Source organism: Enterococcus sp. DJ147D b, assembly GCF_058216655.1.
Window position 1 is genome coordinate 1,914,742 of sequence record NZ_CM177104.1, and the last position, 17,840, is coordinate 1,932,581.

The window sequence follows — 17,840 nt, forward strand, 5'->3', positions numbered from 1 at the left end:
CCATTTCTTAATACGAACGCCCAGTGCTGGTTTTATTTTTGCTTCCAACTGATTTTCCTCCTCATTGTTTTTCCTTTTCAATTTATTACGCTAACTTTTGCATTTTTTACGCAACTCCTTCGCTGTTTCTCTGGGAATCAACTGGCAGTCTAGGCTTTTATTCTCACCAGTTTTTTGGTTATCAATCAAATGTAGTAGTTCAATAACTGCTTGACGTCCCTGCTCACGAATGGGATTTTGAATCGTCGATATCTTTGGGTTGAAATAGCGGAGTAATTCGATATCATCGAACCCAATCACACTAAAATCTTCTGGAACTGACATCGCTAAACTTTCAATTGCTTTGATCACGCCGATTGCACTCAAATCATTCCCAGCAATCCATGCTGTGGGCCAGCTATTTTTTTCTTGCGTGTTTAAGTACTGTGTCATATTGTTAAAGCTAGCTTTTTCTTCAAATAAACCCGGGATGATCCATTGTTCGTTAATCACCAAGCCAGCTTCATTCATTGTCTCTTCAAAGCCTAAATAACGTTCGTCACTATCATAGACACCTGGATGTCCAGGTAAAAAACCAATTTTTTGATGTCCTTTTTCAATTAAATGCTGTGTCGCTAATTTCCCAGCCTTTCGAGAAGAAAAGACCACACTACTGATACTTTGGTCCTCAATTTCTCGATCCATAAAAACTGCTTTGATCCCTTCTGACTGAATCGTACCTAGTGCTTCATCATCAATCAGGTCTTCAAATCCGATAAACCCATCAACCATATTTCCTAACAGATGCGAACTGAGCACTTTTTTGTCAGAAGAAATGATCACATTCACACCATACTGATATTTTTCTGCTTCCTTCACGATTGCTTCAATCAATGTACTAAAGTAAGGACCGATAATCGTATGCGTATAAAAACCGATCATATTCGTGTGCTTCGCTTTTAGATTTTTGCCAAATAAGTTCGGTGTATAATGCAGTTTTTTAGCCGCAGTCAGGACTTTTTCTTTTGTTTTTGGCGTTACCACGTCCACATTATTCAATGCTTTTGAAACAGTCGCAATCGAGACATTTGCTTCTTGAGCAACTTCACGAATAGTTATTCGTTCTTTCATAACTCCCTCCAAATAAAAACGTTTTTATTTTTCTTAAATAAGTAAAGAAGTCTTTTTTACATTCACATCATAAATAAAAACGTTTTCAAAAACAATAACTTGTCCAATTGATGGTTTTCGTTTCTCTCTTTTGAAAAAAAAGTCATAGTGGTACAAGCTGTACCACTATGAAAATTAGGTTAAGAAAAATCGACTTTCTGCCACAATATTTGCTACACTTTCCCCTAAAAATAAACGAAATCCTCCTGATTCAATCGTTCTCTTTAAATCTACATGGCTATAGGCCAATTCAACTGGTGAAACTACAAACTCAACTTTCTTTGTTTCACCTGCAGCTAGTTCGATTTTTTTCCACTTCAAAAGTTCGATTTTTGGTCGAATAACTTCGGTAACCTCATCTTGAAAGTAAAGTTGTGGTAATGCCCACCCTTTGATCTGAGAAATGTTCATAACTTCAAAACTTACTGTCAGTTCTTCCTCTTTCGCCAACGTGTCATTTGAAAGGATAAAATTCTTATATTGAAACTCACTATAAGACAGCCCATGACCGAAACAGTACAGTGGCTGATTCTCTTCATCCACGTAGCGTGAAATATATTTTTCCTGATAATTTTCCTTTGTTTGAGGTCGTCCAGTCGACATTTCTTGATAAGAATAAGGTAGTTGCCCGACACTACGAGGAAAACTCATTGGTAGATGTGCTGTAAAATTTTCTGCTCCACTGAGAAGCATCGCCAATGCCTCTCCTGTTTGGTTACCTAAAAACCAAGCAGAAACAACTGCATCTACTTTTTCAACAACGTCCGTCAAAACCAATGGTCGTCCACTAAAAGTCACTAAAATCTTATCAATCTCATATGTCGCTAATAAATCGATCAGTTCGAGTTCTATCGCTTTTAATTTTAAATCGGCACGACTTGCAGCCTCACCTGATTCTTCGCTCTTCTCCCCAACTGCGATGATCACTTTATCAGTCGTTCGAATTGCTTGCTCGATTGCTTTTTTGTCAAGCTGGTCAGTCACTGAAATATGCTGGAGTTCCGAAAATTGCTGTTTGACCCCATCAGCAAACGAAAGGGCATTTTTTGAATCACCAATCCATGACCATGCACCAAGCACATCTTGTGTTGTTGCTTTCGTGCCGATCAATAAAATTTTTTCTGTTTTTTCTAAAGGTAGGACGCCATTATTTTTCAAAAGAACAGCAGAATTAATAGCTGCTTGATAACTTAATTTTTTTAATTCAGATAAATTAATGGTAACATCCAACCCGCGGTATGGATTTTCAAATAAGCCTAACTCGTTCTTCAATGTCAAGATACGCCAAACTGCTTCATCTAAATTTTTTAATTGCTCGTTTGTTTCAATCATTTCCGCAAGCTCATTTAAATAACAACCCGTCATCATATCTATATCGACGGTTGCCTCAAAGGCTTTCTTTGCTGCTTCATGTAGATTTTCAGCTACACGATGATTCTTCAACTCAGCAATTGCTGCCCAATCTGAAATTACGACACCATCAAACCCCAATTCATCTCGCAAAACTCCTTTGATCAGTTCTCGATTTCCCGTTACAGGTACCCCATGTAAGCTATTGAATGATGTCATAACCATTTTTACACCATTCGTAATGGCTCCTTCAAAAGCAGGCAGATAGTTTTGATGCAACTCAACATCAGAAAAATCTACAGTGTTATAATCCCGACCACCTTCAGCAGCGCCGTAGCCGATGAAATGCTTCACACAAGCCGCTATATGATATGGTTCTGTTGCCAAATCTGTTCCTTGGTACCCTTTGACATAAGCTTTTGTTAACGTGCGAGAAAGTCTCGGATCTTCACCATTACTTTCTAACACGCGTCCCCAACGGGGATCTTTGACATAATCTGCCATTGGAGAAAAAGTGACGTGAATGCCTTCACTGGCTGCTTCTGCGGCGGATGCTTTTGCTACTTTTTCAATTAATTCAGGATCAAAACTACTAGCTAATGCTAACGGAATCGGAAAAATCGTTTCATAACCATGAATAACATCTGCCATAAACAATAAAGGAATCTGATGTGGACTATGTGCTAAATAATCTTCTTGAATTTTTCTAACTTCTGTTCCTCGATGGGTACCTAAAATAGACCCTACTTGATAAAGCTGGTCTGTCCCCATTGACCACTCCACCATTGGACCAGTAATTTCTCCTTGATTCCCAAAGAAATTAGGTGTTATTTGAACCAACTGACCAATTTTTTCAGCTAAACTTAACTTGTCCATTACTTTTCTTAGTTCGTTAGTGTCCATGACATACTCCTTCTATTGATGTTCTTGAATCAATTTTTGATACCAAGCAAAAGAATCTTTTTTCAAACGAGTTAAACGCCCATTGCCTTCATTGTCTTTGTCCACATAAATCATACCGTAGCGTTTTTCCATTTCACCAGAACCAAAGCTGACTAAGTCAATGATTCCCCAAGGTGTATACCCAAGTAAATCCACCCCATCGACATGTACAGCCAGATTCATTTGGTCAATGTGTTTTTGCAAATAGTCAATCCGATACGTATCATGGACTTGCCCATCCTCTAATTGGTCGTAGGCCCCGAAACCATTTTCAACAATGAAAAGAGGTAAATTATAACGTTCGTATACAACATTCAAAATATAACGCAACCCAACTGGATCAATTTGCCAACCCCAATCACTTGCCTGAACATAAGGATTTCGAACTATTTTTGCTTCTGGAAAATCAGTAATGTTTTCTCCATCAATTTCTGGTAAAGTCGTTACTGCACCAGACATATAATAGCTAAAGCCAATATAATCAACTGTTCCTTCTTTCAACGCTTGTAATTCCTCATCGGTAATTTCGATTTGATACCCTTTTTCTTCCCAATATTTTTTGGCATAAGTAGGAATAATACCACGAGCATGAATATCAGAATAAAAGAAGCGACGCTCCATTACTTTGACGGACGCCATTAAATCTTCTGGATTGCAAGAGTATGGATAAACAGGAACGTAAGCCATCATACAGCCAATTTGAAACTCTGGATTAATTTTATGTCCTAATTGAACCACTTTGGCACTGGCAATCAATTCATTTAAACCAGCTTGAAAAGTTAATTCTTCTTTATTTTCATCCACTTGAAAAAGCATGGCAGAATTGGTCCAAGTGTGTAGCTCATGTTGCCCGTCTGCCTGATTATTGATTTCGTTAAAGGTCATCCAATACTTCACTTTTTTCTGGTAACGCGTCATGACTGTTTCCGCATAATGAACAAAAAAATCAATTAACTTTTTGTTTTTGAATCCACCATATACTTCATGTAAATGATAAGGAATTTCAAAATGTGATAAAGTAATCACCGGTTCAATCCCATTTCTCAATAATTCATCAAACAAATCATCATAAAATTGTAACCCTGCTTCATTAGGTTCTTCCTCATCTCCATTCGGAAAAATTCTTGTCCAATTGATCGATGTCCGAAACACGTTTAATCCTAATTCTTTAAACAAAGAAATATCTTCTTTGTAACGATGATAAAAGTCAATTGCTTCATGATTGGGATAATTCTTACCAAGTTTCACACCCTTCGTAATTTCTCGTGCAATACCATTGGCGCCAGCTGTCATCACATCAGCAATACTGATCCCTTTACCGTCAACGTTCCAAGCACCTTCGATTTGATGAGCTGCTACTGCGCCACCCCATAAAAAATCTTTTGGAAATTTATTTGTCATTATTGGTCACCTCAATTATTTAATGCCCTCAGTATAATTAGGAAGTCAGCCTTACTCAATGCTTATACGGAATTCCGGCATAAAATCCAATAAATAGAAAAAAACACCATCATGGTACGCTATGTACCAAAACAGTGTTTCCTAAAACGCCATGTACCTAAAAATAGTGAAATTTTTTAGTCAAATTGTTGAAGACGATCTGCAAGTTGTTCAATCAAAAAAATACAAGGTATCTGACTGGTCAAATCTTCATGTTTTTTTACTCGACGAACATCCACGTGATAATCCAGCACATAATCAGACATTCGACTCAAGGTCGAATTGATATCTGAAGTAATCGCAATCGTCAAACAATCATCTTGATTCCGGAAGCCATTCACTACTTCCACTACTTCATTTGTCATTCCTGAAACAGATAAGGTCACTAGCACATTGTCACTCGTATTTTGCAGTTTTGATTTAATTGGATAAGTTGGGTCAATCAATGGGTAACTGTTGTACCCCATCAAAGCAAAACGGCGGGCTGCGTATTCACAAATCGAACCCGATGCGCCCATACCAAAAAAAATAATATTCTCACAATATTGGATTTTCTCCACAACTTGATTTAATTTACTTTCAATATCTTTGCGAAAACTATCACGGCTCAAAATTGTCAAAGCTGCATTAAAGTCCTCTCCTTCTATCACACTTGTGCTAAACTGACTGCGGAATTCAGTATAACTTTCATACCCCAGCTTACGAATCAAACGCATTACCGAAGATGCTGAAGTATGCGATTCTTGCGCAATATCTCGTACGCGCATATACGGAACTTTATCCACATTGCTACTCATATAATGATAAATTGCTTGATCAGTATCAGACAAAGCATTAAAATCAATATTCCCAAAAAAACTCATTTGTTCTCCCCCTAGTTGCAGCTCAATTCAAATTTGCCCACTTATTTCTATTTTTATCAAAAAAGCGGTTACAAAACTTATTCTAGAACAAAATAACTCATAATAGCTAGCAAATCAAGTAAGGGATTTTTTCAAATGATCGACAACAAAACTCTCCAGTTCTTTTGCTAAGCAAGTCAAAAAAAGCTGAGACCTTTTAGATGAATCTAGCTTTAGCTTTTAATCAATTGAAAAACTTTCTCTGACATCAGCTCTTCATTGTCAAATCTGGAGAAACAAACATTTTTAGCAGACAAAAAAAGGGTGAGACAAAACAAATCTGTTTTGTCTCACCCTTTTCATCAGTCAACAAAGGAAGTAATTAAGCTTTGTTTGCTGAACCGAACCAGTCAATATGAGATTCTGCATCTTTAACGATTGCAGCTTTACCTGGTGCTAATAATTTACGAGGGTCAAATCCTTTACCTTCGCGGTCTTTACCAGCTTCGATATATTCACGAGTAGCAGCAGCAAATGATAATTGGAATTCAGTATTAACATTCACTTTTGAGATACCCATTGAGATAGCTTTTTCGATTTGGTCTTGAGGAATACCTGATCCGCCGTGTAATACTAAAGGCATATCTGGACCTACAGCATCAGCGATTGCTTGTAAGTGATCAAATGCTAATCCGTTCCAGTTTTCTGGGTATTGACCGTGGATGTTACCGATACCACATGCTAAGTAGTCGATACCTGTAGCAACCATTTGTTTACATTCTTCAATGTCAGCTAATTCGCCGTTACCGATGATTCCGTCTTCTTCTCCGCCGATTGAACCAACTTCACATTCTACAGAGATTCCTTTAGCGTGAGCTCTTTCAACAACGTCTTTAGCTAATTTCAAGTTTTCTTCGAATGGTAAATGAGAACCATCGAACATAACTGAAGTATAGCCGATTTCGATACATTCTAAAGCTGCATCGTAGTCACCATGGTCTAAATGGATAGCAACTGGAACAGTGATGTTCATTGCTTCAACTAAATCAGTGATTAAATCTTTACATACTTTGTAACCACCCATGTATTTAGCTGCACCCATTGAAGTTTGGATAAGTACTGGTGCTTGTTTAGCTTCAGCTGCTTCAAGAATAGCTTGAGTCCATTCTAAGTTGTTTGTGTTGAATCCGCCGACAGCGTAACCGCCTTTACGAGCAGCTTTTAAAAATTCAGCTCCTGATACTACTGGCATAATAAAATTCCTCCTAAGTTTTGTAAAAACTAAATTTGTTAAGACAATTCTTAACCAACGACCTTATTTTACCAAACATTGTGGTACTTTTCTACTAAAATCACCGAAAATGAAAATTTTCAACAAGTTTTTTGTAAAAAAGAAACACAATCACAGATCATAACTAGACAAAAATACCGTTTTATTATGTTTTTCTTCCCCATTTAATAACAAAAGAACAAATAGAAAAAATCATTCTTTTTTCATAAATCCTCATTTGCTTCACTTAATCCCTACTTCCGACTCTTTCCGCAAAAAAACAGAGTAGTTTATAAAAGCTACTCTGTTTGATCTGTTTTTTATTTTGATTCGCGATCAGTTAACGCAGCACCAACAAATGCTTTAATAAGTTTTTGTGGACGATTTGGTCGTGAAATCAACTCTGGATGGAATTGGCAACCAACAAAGAATTTCTTCTCAGGAATTTCAACGATTTCAACCAAGCGATTGTCTGGTGAAACACCAGAGAAGACCAATCCTTGTTCTTCAAACATTTCACGGTATTGGTTGTTGAATTCATAACGGTGACGGTGACGTTCTTGAACGACATCTGCCTCTTCATACGCTGTTGCTGTTTTCGTTCCTTTTTTGATTTTACATGGATATAAGCCCAAACGAAGTGTTCCACCAAGGTTCTCAACGTTTTCTTGATCAGCCATCAAATCAATGATGTTGTTTTGTGCATCAGGATTTGTTTCAGCTGAAGCCGCGTCAGGAAGACCGACGACGTTACGTGCAAATTCAACGCAAGCCATTTGCATCCCCAAGCAAATACCTAAAAATGGAATATCATTTTCTCTGGCAAAACGGATTGCTTCAATTTTCCCTTCAACACCGCGGTCACCAAATCCACCAGGAACTAAGATTCCGTCAGCATCTTTCAAGCGTTCTGCAACATTTTCTTCTGTTAATTCTTGTGCCTTGATCCAATCCAATTCAATATCCGCATCATAAGCAAATCCTGAATGTTTCAATGCTTCTACCACTGAGATATAAGCATCAGGTAGCTCAACATATTTACCAACTAAAGCAATACGCACTTTTTTCTTCAAGTTCAAGACACGTTCTTCTAGTTCTTTCCATTCCGTCATGTTTGCTTCTGGTGTTTCAAGTTTCAAGTGTTCGCAAACAATTCGATCCATTCCTTGTTTTTGTAACAATAATGGAATGGAATATAAAGTGTCTACATCAGGTGATTCAATCACTGCTTCTGGTTCAACGTCACAAAATTGTGCTAATTTATTTTTTACGCTTTGTGAAACAGGTTGCTCCGTACGAACAACTAAAATATTTGGTTGGATTCCCAAACCACGTAATTCTTTCACACTGTGCTGTGTTGGTTTTGTTTTCATTTCACCGGCAGCTTTTAAATAAGGAATCAATGTTGTATGCACATACATTACGTTGTCTGCACCAACATCTGCTTTCATTTGGCGCAAAGCTTCCAAAAATGGTAATGATTCGATATCGCCCACTGTTCCGCCAACTTCAGTGATGATCACATCAGAGTCCGTTAATTTTGCGGCACGCATGATTTTTTCTTTGATTTCGTTTGTGATATGTGGAATCACTTGGACAGTTGCCCCTAGGTACTCCCCTTTACGTTCTTTACGCAATACTTCAGAATAGATTTTTCCTGTGGTAACGTTGGAGTATTTGTTCAAATTGATATCGATAAAACGTTCATAGTGACCTAAGTCTAAGTCTGTTTCCGCACCATCATCTGTTACAAATACTTCTCCATGTTGATAAGGACTCATTGTTCCTGGATCAACATTGATGTACGGGTCAAATTTTTGGATAGTTACCTTTAGGCCACGATTTTTCAACAAGCGACCCAATGAAGCTGCTACGATTCCTTTACCAATCGAAGATACAACGCCGCCAGTTACAAAAATGTATTTTGTCATAAATTCAAAAACTCCTTCTTGTTTTATCTGCAGGAAAAGTCCCAGAAAAAAATAAAGAAAGCTCCCTATTCTTCTAACAAGAATAGGGAGCTGAAATTTCTGTAAACTTCTGACCCTTTAAAAGGGTGCCCAAGGAGTATAATACAAGCTCCAGAATCGAAAGTCAAGACATCAATTTGATGATTGCGATTTCAAAAAAATTGTTGGTGCTGGATGCATTCTAGACAATATAGCAAAACTTCAGTTAGAATATTTCAACAATTTTTTTCTTAATTTGTCCTAGAAAAATAAACTTGCGGGAAGCAAAAAACAAGGAGTAAAGAAAAAACACAGAAGACAAAAGAATGTCTTCTGTGTTTGCTGCTTTTTCGAATTAATAAAGTTCTAAATATTGTTCTCTTTCCCACTCAGAAACTGTTTGACGGAAAGCTGCCCATTCCAAGCGTTTCGCTTCAACAAAGTTTGAGAAGATGTGTTGACCTAGTGCATCAATCATTACTTCGTCTTTACGTAATTCTTTAATTGCATTGTGGATTGTTGAAGGTAAATCTTGGATTTGTGCGGCTTCACGTTCTTCTTCATTCATCACATAGATATTACGGTCAACTGCGTCTGGTGGTGTCAATTCATGACGGATACCGTCTAATCCAGCCTGTAATAATACAGCCATTGCCAAGTAAGGATTTGCAGATGGATCAACTGAACGTAATTCTAAACGAGTGGATACACCACGCGATTCAGGAACTCGAACTAATGGTGAACGATTATGTCCACTCCATGCAACGTAAACAGGTGCTTCATATCCAGGAACTAGGCGTTTGTATGAGTTCACTGTTGGGTTACAAACAGCTGTGTAAGCACGCGCATGATGCAACAATCCACCTAAAAAGTGATAAGCTGTTTGGCTTAATTCTAATTCACCATCTTTATCATAAAAAGCGTTGCCGTCCTCATTGAACAAGGACATATTACAATGCATCCCTGAACCATTGATTCCATATAATGGTTTTGGCATGAAGGTTGCGTGTAGGCCATGTTTTCTAGCAATTGTTTTGACAACTAGTTTGAATGTTTGAATATTGTCACAAGCATCTACGACATCTGCATATTTAAAGTCAATCTCATGTTGTCCTGGCGCAACTTCATGGTGAGAAGCTTCGACTTCAAACCCTAAACTTTCCAGTTCCAAAACGATATCACGACGACAATTTTCACCTAAATCCGTTGGGGCAAAATCAAAGTAACCACCTTTATCATTTAATGTCGTAGTAATTCCGCCATCTTCATCAAGTTTGAATAAGAAAAATTCAGGTTCTGGACCTAAATTGAAAGAGGTAAAACCAAGTTCTTTCATATCTGACAACGCACGTTTTAAGTTTCCACGAGGGTCGCCAGCAAATGGTGTTCCATCTGGATTGTAAATATCACAAATTAAACGTGCAACTTTTCCATGCGCACTTTCCCATGGGAAAATCATCCAAGTTGAAAGATCTGGATACAAATACATATCGCTTTCTTCAATTCGAACAAATCCTTCAATCGAAGAACCATCAAACATCATTTTATTTTCTAAGACCTTGTCGATTTGACTTACTGGAACTTCAACATTTTTGATTGTTCCTAAAATATCTGTGAACATTAGACGTAAAAAGCGTACGTTTTCTTCCTCAATAATTCGTTTGATTTCTTCGCCAGTGATTTGTTTCTTTACCATGGTATCCCTCTTTCTCTTTCATTTTTGTTTTTTATTTTATTCAGTCATAGAATTGATGTTGCATTCCTTGCGACTGATAGTGCCCCGTTTTACTTAGTCCACCTTGTGACAGCATTTCATCACGAAAGATTTGACGGACATCATGATCGGTCAATGGTCGTTTTTTCTTGGCTTCTTTTTTCTTCGCCTGCGCCATTTCATATACCCGCTTGATTCCTGCCATATTCAGACCATCCGAAAGATAATCTTTGATTTCCAACAATGTATCAATATCATTTAACGAATACATACGACGATTTCCTTCGCTACGTTCAGGATGAACAAGTTCTTGCTCTTCGTAATAACGAATCTGTCTCGCAGTTAAATCAGTCAATTTCATAACTGTACCAATTGGAAAAACTGACATTGAGCGCCGTAATTCCTTTTCTCCCATCAGACGTCTCCTTTCGTTTTCTAAGTTGAGAAAAGTGTACCAATTTATTTTTTACTTGTCAACGATTCATGTAAGGTTTTCTAACATGAAAGATAAAATTTTTTTCTGTACAAAAAAAATGAGCTCTTTCTTTGCTAGAAAAAGCGCATCATTTGATTATTTATTGATGATAAACAGCATTCACCGCGTGAGAAACTGCAATTTTTACGTGTTCAAAGGTCAATCCACCTTGAATATACAGAGCATAAGGTTCTCTCAAAGGACCATCAGCACTTAATTCGATACTCGCACCTTGGACAAAAGTACCTGCTGCCATAATAATATCATCTTCATATCCAGCCATGTATGAGGGGATCGGTGCAACAAATGAATCGATTGGTGAAAATTTTTGGATTGCTTGGCAAAAGGTGACCATGGCTTTTGCATTTTCCATTTCAACTAATTGGATCAAATCCGTTCGTGGCTCGTCCCAACGTGGTGTCGAACGCAGTTGATAACTTTCCAATAAAGCGGCTGTAAAGACTGCACCTTGAATCGCTTGACTAACTACGTGTGGTGCTAGGAAAAAACCTTGTAACATATCGTAAACATTTCCCAACATTGCGCCACCTTCTGCACCAACACCTGGTGTAGTCAAACGATAAGCTGCACGTTCAACAAACTCTTTTTTTCCAGCAATATAACCACCTGTTTTTGCAATTCCACCACCAGGATTCTTGATCAATGACCCAGCAATGAGATCCGCACCAATTTGAGTTGGCTCCATTAATTCAGCAAATTCTCCATAACAATTATCGACAAAAATAACCACATTTGGATCAATTTCATGTACAAAAGTGCACATCTCTTTGATCTTTTCAATCGTAAAAGATGGACGCGTAGCATATCCTCGCGAACGTTGAATCGCAACCACTTTTGTTTTGCTTGTCATTTTTTTTCGCACTTGTTCAAAGTCTACTTCTCCATTTGCTTGCAAGTCAACATGGTCATATCCAATTCCGTATTCTTTAAACGAACCAATCCCGTTGCCGGCAACACCGATGACTTCCAACAAAGTATCATAAGGAGTTCCTGTAATATAAAGTAAATCATCACCTGGACGTAGCACCCCAAAAAGCGCTGTCGCAATTGCGTGTGTGCCTGAAACGATTTGGGGACGAACAAGCGCTGCTTCTGCTCCAAACACTTGAGCATACACAGCTTCCAGAACATCGCGACCTAAATCATCATTTCCATAACCAGTTGATGGCAAGAAATGTGTCTCTGATACTTGTTGGTCTCGAAATGCTGCTAACACTTTTGCCTGATTCGTTAATGCTACTTCTCGAACCTCAGCTAATCGCTTAGCAACCTTTTGATCCACTTCATCTATTTTTTCAACTAATTCAGGCGCTAACTCAGCTGTCCAACTCATCTGTCATTCTCCTTATCCATTTCGAAGTACTCTTTGCAAATCCTCTGACTTCATAGCTATTCTTTTCTTCAATAAATTCTTCACTTAACACCAAGGTTTGTCGCTTGATTTCACTTAGCTGTTGTCCTGCATCACTTGGCAACAAAAGTGTATAGGGAGTCAATAGTTCCATGATTTCTCGTTTGATTGCTTCTGTCAATTCTTGTTTTCCCGACTGACTTTTGGCTGATATCAAACGATTGGGGAACAATGTGGGTGTAAAGGTCCCACGATTAACTTGGTCTGCTTTATTATAAATGGTCAAGATTGGTATGTCTTTCATCTTAAGTTCATCCATTAATTTCAGAACCGTTTGTTCCTGTAAAATTCGTTCAGGTGCACTAGCATCCACGACATGTAGAAGTAAATCCATATTTTGACTTTCTTCTAAAGTTGAATGAAATGCATCAATCAGCTGGGTTGGCAAATCTTGAATAAAACCAACAGTATCTGTCATTGTCACTTCAAATCCTTCAGGAAAATGCCATTTTTTCGTCAATGGATCAAGTGTTGCAAATAACTGATCCTTTGAATACGTATCTGCTTGGGTCAATAGATTTAAAATCGTTGATTTTCCAGCATTCGTGTAACCAATCAGACCAATTTGAAAAATCTCATTATTTTTTCGCTGTTGCCGATTACGCTCGCGATGTGCTTCAACTTCTTTCAGTTCACGTTTGACTGCATAGATTTTGTTGCGAATATGGCGACGATCCGTTTCCAGTTTTGTTTCACCAGGCCCTCTTGTTCCAATTCCCCCGCCTAAACGAGACAAAGTCTTCCCTTGCCCCACCAATCGTGGCAACAAATATTCAAGCTGTGCCAGCTCTACTTGCAGTTTGCCTTCTCTTGAACGTGCGCGCATCGCAAAAATATCTAAAATCAATTGTACTCGGTCGATAACCGGTAATCCTACGGTATCCGAAATGATTTGACTTTGTCGTGGCGTTAGCTCATGGTTAAAAATGATTAAATCTGCTTCATAAGCAGTTGCTTGCTGGACTAATTCTTCTAATTTTCCTTTACCAATCAATGTTTGGCGATCAACTTGCGGTCTTTTTTGTGTAAGCGAAAAAACCACTTCTCCTGCTGCAGTTTTCGTCAGTTGAATCAATTCTTTCATTGATTCTGCAAAATAATGTTGATTTTTTTCCGTTTCAACCCCGACAACCACCACTTTTTCTTTCTCTTCAATCATTGTGATTCCTCCAGCCATTTTTGAATTTCCGTTTCAATTACTTGTTGTTCCTCAGGCTGCTCTATTAAATCAAACCACTGAGCAGTTAGTCGATTTCTAAACCAAGTAAGTTGTCGTTTTGCATAACGTCTGGAATTTTGTTTAATTTGTTCTACGACTTCTGCTAAAGAACCCTGTCCGTTAAAATAAGGAAAAAATTCTTTGTACCCAATTCCTTGACTTGCTTGTGTATCACCTAATTGATAAACAAAATGTGCCTCATCCTCCAAACCAGCTTTTAGCATCAGATCCACTCGTAAATTGATTCGTTCATAAAGCTTCTCCCGGTTGGTATCCAAGCCAATCATGTAATAATCGTATAATTGTTTTGGTTGTTCTTTTGGGGCAGTAATGCTGAATCCAGTTGTTTCTAAAACTTCCAGCGCCCGGACAACTTTTCGCTGATTGTTCCAATGAATTTTTTCTGCAGCTTCTGGATCTTTTTCTTTAAGCATCCTCCACAAAGCCTCTTTTCCATATTCATCAGCAAATGTTTCGTATTTTTGGCGAACTAGTTTGGTTTCATCTTGTTGCTTATCTGCAGCACCCAATTGATAATCATAAAGTAAAGACTGAATATACAATCCTGTGCCCCCTGCAATAATTGGCAAATGACCTCTAGCCGTGATTTCAGTAATCAATTGTCTAGCAGACTGCTGAAAATCAGCAACTGAGTAACGTTGCGTCGGCTCGATCACATCAATCAAATGATGTGGTACGCCAGCCATTTCTTTTTTGGTGACCTTCGCTGTTCCAATGTCTAGTTTTTGGTACACTTGCAAGGAATCACCACTAATGATTTCCCCATTAAATTTTTTTGCTAATTCAATGCTCAAAGCTGTTTTACCAACAGCCGTTGGGCCAACAATTACTAATACTTTTTTCATAAGCATCCTACTTTTTCATAAATTGTTTCAGGCGAATGGCTCTCTCAGGATAATCAGTAATGATTCCTGTCACTCCAAGTCCATAGCACCAATTGATTTCTTCTTCTGTATTGATTGTCCATGGTCGAATAGGTTTATCAAACATTCCTACTTGTCCAGATTGTTCTTGCAACCAAGTCTTTTTGGGATGAACACCTTCGATAAATTCGTTTTCCTTTGCGTACATGATTTTATTTTTTGAAGTCCCTGTTAAAACATCTAATTGAACACCGGGTTCTAGTTTCGCCATGCGCTCTAGAGAAGCAAGGTTGAAACTGCAATACCCATGTTCAAACGGCCAAGACTGTTGCAACAAGGCAGAAACTTTATCCTCAATTTGAGGATATTCATACTTATCTGTCTTTAATTCGATCATTAATACACCGCGGTAGTTTTTTTGGAGCAAAAGGTTCAGTACCTCTTTTAAAGTTGGCACTTTTGCCGCAGAAAAATCTTTGCTAAACCAACTACCGGCGTTCAACTTTTTGATTTCTTCCAACGTTTTTTCGCGAAGTAATCCTTTACCATTTGTTGTTCGATCCACTTCTTCATCATGCATCACAACTATTTGGCCATCTGCACTAAGATGAACGTCTAACTCGATTCCATCTGAACCAACACGAACTGCTTCGGCAAATGCTGGCAATGTATTTTCAGGATGTGTTCCGCTACTCCCGCGATGTGCGTAAATCTGTACCATATTCATTCACTCCAATCGAGTACTATTGTAACATATGGAAGAAGTTCTAGCTCAAGCACTGACCCTAGCTGAACAAGGAACAAGTACTTCAAAGAACTCTCGCTGTTTATATATAGCTACGCATTTTTTCGATTTTTTACTTTAAAAAGCTCATAAATAAATTTGTTGCTAAACGCATCCATCATACCAAGCTGAACCAATCTTTTAAGAAAGATTTTCTATCTGCAACAAAAAAGAACCCTGACTCTCGTCAAGGTTCTGCTGCTCATTGATTTTCTAGTTAGCTCCACACGTCATCTTTTGAAAAAAAACCGATTGGTTGTTTCGTCAGATTTTTTAATTGTAGTTTTTTCTCGTTGATCATCTCAGTCAAATTATCACTAAAGTTTTCTAAAATGACACGACCACCTTTATACGCATATCCACCTACTTTCATTGTTTCATCAGGTGAAAGAATTACTTTTCGATGGGCAATTGTTTTGAACAATTCATCTAAAATATAGTTAGGTAAATAAAAATTATTTTGTGTCGCATATGATTGCAAATAAGCAAAATCGTCAATCGTGATGTAGCAGTCATCAAATGCGTCAAAGCTGACATACTCTTCCATTAGAGTGGAACGTTTTTGCAAAATCTCATTGATTTTCTTATTCAATTGATTCAACGTTTCAATTTCTTTGACCTTTAGTTCTAATTCACGTCGACGTGTTTCTTTATTTTCTAAATGGCGCATCTGGATTGCCATGCCAAGATAGACAACCACTGCACCCAAAAGAACGCCGATAAAACCTATGATTCCCACTTCCAAATCTATTGCTCCTCCTTGTTTCTGTTCTCTTTTTATCATAACATAAAGAAGTCTTTCTTCGACCAATTTGTCGAAGTTTTTTCATTTGACCTTTGTTGACCAAAAAGGTATACTTCTTCTTAGGTATTTAAGAACACTTTGTGTTACACTAACTTTGAAAGAATTTTAAGGAGGAAATTTAGAATGAATTTAATTCCTACAGTTATCGAACAATCATCTCGTGGTGAAAGAGCCTACGATATTTATTCTCGTCTATTAAAAGACCGTATCATCATGTTGAGTGGACAAGTAACAGATGATCTTGCAAATTCGATCATTGCACAATTGCTTTTCCTTGATGCTCAAGACTCTGAAAAAGATATTTATCTTTATATCAACTCTCCAGGTGGATCTGTGACAGCAGGTATGGCCATTTATGACACAATGAACTTTGTCAAAGCAGATGTCCAAACAATCGTTATGGGGATGGCTGCTTCAATGGGTAGCTTCTTACTAACCGCTGGTACAAAAGGCAAACGTTTTGCTTTGCCAAATGCAGAAATCATGATTCACCAACCACTTGGTGGCGCACAAGGTCAAGCAACTGAAATTGAAATTGCTGCACGCCACATTTTACAAACTCGTGAACGCTTAAACAAAATCTTAGCTGAACGTACAGGTCAACCACTTGAAGTCATCGAAAAAGATACTGATCGTGACAATTATATGACTGCTCAGCAAGCAAAAGATTATGGCTTGATCGATGAAGTAATGGAAAACAACTCTGCTTTGAAATAAACGGCTAATAGACCAGCACGATTTAACTTTGATCAGTGATAGAATTTCTTATAATTGAAAAGACACAAAAAGAACCAGCCTTATCGTTAATAAGGCTGGTTCTTTTTTAGATAAATTTTTTCCTAAACACTTGATCTGAAGTGATATTTCTCTTGCTCCGTATTTTTCGGGCTACTTTTCTTTATATAAGAGCGTTTCGGTGACATTCGTTATTAACAGTCTGGCAAGAAAATGATTCACTCACACATTGCATGCTCACTCAAAAAGCTGCCATGGCATTTGCTACGATCGTTTTCGCCATTTCTTCACTTTGAACAGACGCATTTAATGTTCGCAAGCCATAATAACTCGTTAGAAACATCGTTGTTAATTCTGTTGCAGTTTTAGCTGTGTTTAATTCCTTCTCATCTATACTACGTTGAATTTCCAGCTGGATTTTTTGCCCTAATACATCCACATGTTTTTTGGTCCAGTGAACAACGGCTTCATCCGTTTTTCCCCGTTCTATAGCTGCATTGATCAGGTAGCATCCTTGTCTTTGATCACCAAAATCCACTGCTACTGCCCAATTCAATAAATTTTCTAACCGTTGCTTGAGCGCGATTGGCTGCGACAAGAGCGCAATTTGTTCTTCCAACCAAAGTTCATGGTAATATTTCAGCGTTTCAACATATAGTGCATGTTTAGTTTCAAACGCGTTGTAAAAACTACCTTTACCGACTCCGATCTTCCGACACAAATGATCAGTGGAACATGCCTCATACCCACGTGCCCAAAATTCATTCATCGCCTTTTCAATTAATTCTTCTTTGCTACATTTTCTTGGTCTTCCTGTCATAAAAAGAGTCACCTACCATTTCTGATCAAA

At 37.9% G+C, this 17,840-nt stretch carries 15 protein-coding genes; 1 reads left to right on the top strand and 14 read right to left on the bottom strand.

What is annotated here, in order from left to right; all coding sequences use genetic code 11:
* Positions 1-90 precede the first annotated feature (90 nt).
* The 13 genes from AC4BD1_RS09040 to AC4BD1_RS09100 all read right to left on the bottom strand — a co-directional run bounded on the left by AC4BD1_RS09040 (position 91) and on the right by AC4BD1_RS09100 (position 16,195).
* Positions 91-1,110 (bottom strand): LacI family DNA-binding transcriptional regulator, encoded by a 1,020-nt coding sequence (locus AC4BD1_RS09040; protein ID WP_490485504.1) that lies wholly within the window; start codon positions 1,108-1,110, stop codon positions 91-93.
* A gap of 174 nt (positions 1,111-1,284) precedes the next feature.
* Positions 1,285-3,402 carry a glycoside hydrolase family 3 N-terminal domain-containing protein gene (locus tag AC4BD1_RS09045; protein ID WP_490485505.1) on the bottom strand — a complete coding sequence of 706 codons (2,118 nt, stop codon included), beginning with the start codon at positions 3,400-3,402 and terminating at the stop codon, positions 1,285-1,287.
* A gap of 12 nt (positions 3,403-3,414) precedes the next feature.
* The gene (locus AC4BD1_RS09050) at positions 3,415-4,842 is read right to left on the bottom strand and encodes a 6-phospho-beta-glucosidase (RefSeq protein WP_490485506.1); all 1,428 of its coding nucleotides are present in this window, start codon (positions 4,840-4,842) and stop codon (positions 3,415-3,417) included.
* A 176-nt stretch (positions 4,843-5,018) separates the two neighbouring features.
* Positions 5,019-5,744 (bottom strand): MurR/RpiR family transcriptional regulator, encoded by a 726-nt coding sequence (locus AC4BD1_RS09055; RefSeq protein ID WP_206907521.1) that lies wholly within the window; start codon positions 5,742-5,744, stop codon positions 5,019-5,021.
* 361 nt (positions 5,745-6,105) lie between these two features.
* Positions 6,106-6,975 carry a class II fructose-bisphosphate aldolase gene (locus AC4BD1_RS09060; RefSeq protein ID WP_206899643.1) on the bottom strand — a complete coding sequence of 290 codons (870 nt, stop codon included), beginning with the start codon at positions 6,973-6,975 and terminating at the stop codon, positions 6,106-6,108.
* A 338-nt stretch (positions 6,976-7,313) separates the two neighbouring features.
* Complete coding sequence (gene pyrG, locus AC4BD1_RS09065; protein ID WP_490466338.1) at positions 7,314-8,924, bottom strand: CTP synthase; 1,611 nt, start codon at positions 8,922-8,924, stop codon at positions 7,314-7,316.
* A gap of 373 nt (positions 8,925-9,297) precedes the next feature.
* Positions 9,298-10,638 (bottom strand): type I glutamate--ammonia ligase, encoded by a 1,341-nt coding sequence (gene glnA / locus AC4BD1_RS09070; RefSeq protein WP_206907525.1) that lies wholly within the window; start codon positions 10,636-10,638, stop codon positions 9,298-9,300.
* A 40-nt stretch (positions 10,639-10,678) separates the two neighbouring features.
* Positions 10,679-11,071, bottom strand: coding sequence for a MerR family transcriptional regulator (locus AC4BD1_RS09075; RefSeq protein WP_067480287.1), 393 nt, complete (start codon positions 11,069-11,071; stop codon positions 10,679-10,681).
* Positions 11,072-11,231: 160 nt separating this feature from the next.
* A complete protein-coding gene (locus tag AC4BD1_RS09080) occupies positions 11,232-12,485 on the bottom strand; it encodes a methionine gamma-lyase family protein (protein ID WP_206907527.1) in 1,254 nt (417 codons plus the stop codon).
* Positions 12,469-13,722, bottom strand: coding sequence for a GTPase HflX (gene hflX, locus AC4BD1_RS09085; protein WP_490466340.1), 1,254 nt, complete (start codon positions 13,720-13,722; stop codon positions 12,469-12,471). Before hflX ends, AC4BD1_RS09080 begins: the two co-directional genes overlap by 17 nt.
* On the bottom strand, positions 13,719-14,648 hold the full coding sequence (miaA, locus tag AC4BD1_RS09090; protein WP_490466341.1) for a tRNA (adenosine(37)-N6)-dimethylallyltransferase MiaA: 930 nt from the start codon (positions 14,646-14,648) through the stop codon (positions 13,719-13,721). The genes hflX and miaA overlap by 4 nt, the downstream gene beginning before the upstream one ends.
* A 7-nt stretch (positions 14,649-14,655) precedes the next feature.
* Positions 14,656-15,387 carry a glycerophosphodiester phosphodiesterase gene (locus AC4BD1_RS09095; protein WP_206907532.1) on the bottom strand — a complete coding sequence of 244 codons (732 nt, stop codon included), beginning with the start codon at positions 15,385-15,387 and terminating at the stop codon, positions 14,656-14,658.
* Between the two features lie 280 nt (positions 15,388-15,667).
* On the bottom strand, positions 15,668-16,195 hold the full coding sequence (locus AC4BD1_RS09100; protein ID WP_206899630.1) for a hypothetical protein: 528 nt from the start codon (positions 16,193-16,195) through the stop codon (positions 15,668-15,670).
* Between the two features lie 183 nt (positions 16,196-16,378).
* Here AC4BD1_RS09100 and clpP point away from each other — a divergent pair, with 183 nt between their 5' ends.
* Positions 16,379-16,972 carry an ATP-dependent Clp endopeptidase proteolytic subunit ClpP gene (gene clpP, locus AC4BD1_RS09105; RefSeq protein WP_067480270.1) on the top strand — a complete coding sequence of 198 codons (594 nt, stop codon included), beginning with the start codon at positions 16,379-16,381 and terminating at the stop codon, positions 16,970-16,972.
* A 259-nt stretch (positions 16,973-17,231) separates the two neighbouring features.
* Here the strand turns inward: clpP and AC4BD1_RS09110 are convergent, their stop codons facing one another.
* On the bottom strand, positions 17,232-17,810 hold the full coding sequence (locus AC4BD1_RS09110) for a TetR/AcrR family transcriptional regulator (RefSeq protein ID WP_490485507.1): 579 nt from the start codon (positions 17,808-17,810) through the stop codon (positions 17,232-17,234).
* Between the last annotated feature and the right edge of the window lie 30 nt (positions 17,811-17,840).